The sequence below is a fragment of the Rhodovulum sp. genome (genome assembly GCF_011048875.1).
In the GTDB taxonomy this organism is placed as follows: Bacteria; Pseudomonadota; Alphaproteobacteria; order Rhodobacterales; family Rhodobacteraceae; genus Rhodovulum; species Rhodovulum tesquicola.
In genome coordinates, this window is sequence record NZ_DSDD01000218.1 from 1 (window position 1) to 4512 (window position 4512).

Sequence of the window (4512 nt, forward strand, 5' to 3'; positions counted from 1 at the left end):
AGTATGAAGCGGCACCCATCATTGGTGCCACGGCACCATTCACAGCGCGCCTCTTGCGTGAGCTGCTACCGCTCGAACCCGGCCAGAAGATAGCAAACAGAAGACGAATGACTGCGCCGGGTTCGAGCGGTAGCAGCTCACGCAAGAGGCGCTCTGTGAATGCCACGCCCGTGGCAGTGTCTGCCACGTCGTTATCATCACGTGGCATTCCGCCCGCGCGAATTGTCGTGGCAACGGATTTCCACGCCTCATCCGCCAAGCCAGCCGCCTGCCCTTCACGGCCGATCGATCGCCTGCCCATCCACCCAAATATCCACCCTAGGCTAGTGGATACCCTCGGGCACCTCAAGACAAGGATGGACAGGTATCGCCATGTATTTAAGGTGGATGCGGGCAGGGATGGACAGAAATAAACACATAAAAACAAAGGGTTGGTGCCTCTCCTGGGCACCATAAATCCCCGAAAAAAACGACACCAAGGGCGGCCGGCATGCCCTGTGCTGTCGAGGGTGACGCCTGCCTGTGGCCTCGGCGAGGCGGCAGCCTTCGCGCGCTGTTCCATCCATCCGCGAAAGCAGCGGCAGGTCGGCCGTCCGGCGTGTTGCCTAGATCGCGCGCAGTCGCGCCGTTGCATCGGCGTCCCGGTCGGGGGTCCCGACGAAACCGTCCTCCGGCGACGGAGCGCAGGCCGTCTCCGTGCAGAGCGGTGCGCAGTCGGCCGGGCGATGCGCCTCGATCGCGGCAAGGATGTCGCTCTTGCGCAGCGGTTTGGTCAGGCATGCATCGAGGCCCGCGGCAAGGATGTCTTCGGCATCGCCCTGCAGCGCATGCGCGGTCAGGGCGACGATGGGCACGCTCGGATCGCCATTCTCGGCCTCGATCCTGCGGATCGTTCCGGTGGCCTCCTTGCCGTCGCAATCGGGCATCGAGATATCCATCAAGATCAGGTCCGGCCGGGCCTCGCGAAAGGCCGAGACCGCCTCGTGGCCGTTGGCGGCAAAGCGCAACTCGACATTCAGCCCCGCGACCATCTTGCCGAGAACCAGCCGGTTGGTGCGGTTGTCCTCGGCCGCGAGGATGCGCATGGGGCGGTCCGGGACCGCGGGTCCGGGGGGCGCGGGGGTCTGCACCGACGGGGCCAGGGTCGAGATCGCCTCGTAGAGTGCGCGGCGCATCACCGGCTTCTGCAGGACCAGATCGAGGCCCGCCTCGGCATTCTCTCCGGTTCTGCCCAGGCAGGCCGGGTTCGAGGTCAGCATCAGGATCGGCCCGGCATGGCCCGACTGTCGCAGCGCCCGGGCAAAGTCATAGCCGTCCATGCCGGGCATCCGGTGGTCGGTGATGATCAGGTCGGCATCGGCGGCGGCCCCCAGCGCGGTTTCGGCGGTCACATGGCAGGTCACGTCCAGACCGAGCTGCGACAGCTGGCGGTCCAGGATCGTGCGGTTCACCTCCTGGTCGTCGACCACGAGGACGCGACGGACCGAGGCGGTCTCGGGTGCGGGCAGCGATTCGTGGGGTTCGGCGACGGGCAGGGGCAGGCGGAAGCCGAAACACGCGCCTTCGCCCTTTTCCGATTCCAGCCAGATCTCGCCGCCCATCATCTCGATCAGGCGCCTTGTGATCGCAAGGCCCAGCCCGGTACCCTCGAACTTGCGGTTCTGCTGGTCCTCGACCTGGTTGAACTCGCCGAAGATGTGGTCCTGCATGTCGCGTGCGATGCCGATGCCGGTATCCTCGACGGTCACATGGACATGCTGAAGCACGCCGCCCTCGGCATCGAAGCCGACGACCCGGATCAGCACATGCCCTTCCTCGGTGAACTTGACCGCGTTGCCGATCAGGTTGGTCAGCACCTGCCGGACGCGACCGCGGTCGCCGATGAAACGCGTGGGCATGAACATGTCGTAGTCGATCAGGACGTCGAGATTCTTGTCCCGGGCAGGGGTCTGCAGCAGCATGACGATCTCGTAGATCGTGCGTTCCAGGTCGAAGGGCTCGGGGTGCAGCTGCAGCTTGTCGGCCTCGATCTTGGAATAGTCCAGCACGTCATTCAGCAGGCTCAGAAGCGCCTCGCCCGATTCCCGGATCGTCTGCGCGTAAAGCCGCTGTTCCTCGGACAGTTCCGTCTCGCATAACAGTTCCGCCATGCCGACCACGCCGTTCATCGGCGTGCGCAGCTCGTGGCTCATGTTGGCGAGGAAGGCGGACTTGGCGCGGTTGGCGGCTTCGGCGGCGACACGAGCGCGGTCCAGCGCCTCCTGCTGGCGCTTCTGTTCGGTGATGTCGACGCGCAGCCCGACGAGGCCGCCGTCGGGCGTACGTTCCTCGAGGATGCGCAGCCAGCGGCCGTCGGCCAGGCGCTGCTCGATCATCCCCTCGGGACGCTGGTGGCGGTTCAGCCGCTCGGTCAGCCATTCCTCCTCGCGGCCCCTGGCCTCGGGATACTGGCCATTCTCGAGCCCGAAGCGCAGGATATCCTCGAACCGGTTGCCGGGTTGCATGACCGGGGCGCTTTTGCTGTAGAACTCCCGGTAGCGGTCGTTGCACATCACCAGCCGGTCGTCATGGTCGTAGAGGACAAATCCGTCCGGGATCGCCTCGACCGCGGCCCACATGCGCATCATCTCGGTGATGTTCATCGCCAGGCACACCATGTCCCCCGAGGGCGTGCGCCTGTCCATGAGCTTAACGTAATCGCCGCTCCACAACCGGACCACCCGGGTCGGCACCGGGTCCGAATGCCAGCGCGTCAGGAATTCCTCGATCCAGCCCGGCGCGTCATGCTCGCCGATATCGACGATTCCTTCCTCGACGCACAGGCGTATGATCTCGTCATATCGCACGCCGGGCACCACCGCCTCCAGCCCGTCGAAGACCGACAGATAGGCGCGGTTGGCGATCACCAGCCGGTCCTGGGCATCGAACAGCGCAAAGCCGTCCTTGACGGTTTCCAGCGAATCCCAGAGCCGCTGCTTCACGACATCGGCCTCGAGAGAGACCTCGGCAAGCTCGGTCAGGACCTGGCTGTTCTGGCCGCGCAGGTCCTCGGCGGTCTGGCGCGTCTCCGTGATCTCTTCGGAGAGGTGGAGCGCATGCTGGGACAGCCGGCGGTTCGCCTCGAACAGCTCGCGGCTTTTCTGGTCGAGCAGGCGTTCGGCGGCCAGCCGCTTGCGCCGCTCGGTCGCCAGTTTCTCGGTCATGTCCATGCGCGGATTCTCCACGGGTTTGCGCAGTCTGATCAGATCGGGGTGAACAGCCGATTAACGGCAACGGAGGAATCGTTGCCATCCGCGGCAGGCCCATGCCAGCATCCCGCAGCGAGGCGAATTGCGGAAGGAGACCGCGATGCGCCGGTTTGCCGTCCTTTTCTGTCTGATCTTCCTTGCCCTTCCCGCGCTGGCCCAGCCCGCGCATGTGCATCCGCTTTTCCGAACCGCTTGCCCGCGGCGCCGATTTCGCGCCCTTTGTGCAGCTTTCGTAGCCCGGGCTTGTCGTAACGGCCGAGGATGACCGGCTCTGCGTCGCGGGCCTGCGCCACGGCGAAAGCTACCGGCTGACCCTGCGCCCGGGCCTGCCCGCCCAAAGCGGCGAGGTTCTGGCCCGCCCCGTGGAACTGACCCGATATGATCGCGACCGCCGCCCTTCGGCCCGCTTCCCCGGCCGCCCCCTCTCGCCCTTGCAGGAGGATGCGTTCTCGGGCGACATGGCCGAACAGGTCTGGGCCGGCACCGGCGAGGTGGGGATGGAGCTGAACCGCGATGTCACCACGCGCCTGCCGCTGGACGAAGCGATCGCCGGGCTGCCCGCGGGCATCTACGCGCTGCAGGCGGCGATCCCGGGGGCCGATCCCTATGACCGTCCGGCCGCTACGCAATGGTGCGTGCTGTCCGATCTGGGGCTGGCGATGATGGCGGGGACGGACGGGCTGCATGTCTTCGTCCGGTCGCTGGCAAGCGCCGCGCCCAAGGCAGGGGTCACGGTGTCGCTGATGTCGCGCGCGAACCGCGTGCTGGGAACGGAGCAGACCGACGCGGCAGGCCATGCACAATTCCCGGCGGGACTGATGCGCGGGCAGGCCGGGGCGGTCGAGGGGCTGCCGCTGACCGCCATCCTGACCCGGCCCGACGGGGTGGAACATGCCCGCGCACTGTCGCCGGGCGGCGTGGCGGGTGGGCATGTCTTGCCCTTGGCATCGCCGCAACCGCCCCGCGCGGCACCTGGACGCTGGCCGTTCATGCCGAGTCCGACGCGCCGCCGCAGGCCACGCACAAGCTGCCGGTCGAGGATTTCCTGCCCGAGCGGATCGACTTCGACCTGAGCCTGCCCGACGGGCCGCTGCGCCTGTCGGCCGGCCGGTTCTGGGCGTCGCCGCGCCGAAAAGATAGCGCGCGGCGGGGGCTGATCTGGCCATCGAGGGCGAGCAGCGGCTGGCGGCGGTGGACAGCCTGCCCGCCCATCCCGGTTTCCGCTTCGGCCGCCATGACAGCCGCATCGCGCCGCAGCTTGCCG

General features: G+C 67.0%; 3 protein-coding genes. 1 reads left to right on the forward strand and 2 read right to left on the reverse strand.

The window, feature by feature from the left end:
• Positions 1-259, reverse strand: a 259-nt coding sequence (locus ENN83_RS07570) for a hypothetical protein (RefSeq protein ID WP_287185664.1), incomplete at its 3' end; no start/stop codon positions are given.
• Positions 260-605: 346 nt separating this feature from the next.
• Positions 606-3209, reverse strand: coding sequence for a hybrid sensor histidine kinase/response regulator (locus ENN83_RS07575; protein WP_414707631.1), 2604 nt, complete (start codon positions 3207-3209; stop codon positions 606-608).
• Between the two features lie 401 nt (positions 3210-3610).
• Between ENN83_RS07575 and ENN83_RS07580 the strand changes: the two genes are divergently transcribed.
• Complete coding sequence (locus ENN83_RS07580; RefSeq protein ID WP_287185667.1) at positions 3611-4321, forward strand: hypothetical protein; 711 nt, start codon at positions 3611-3613, stop codon at positions 4319-4321.
• Positions 4322-4512 lie beyond the last annotated feature (191 nt).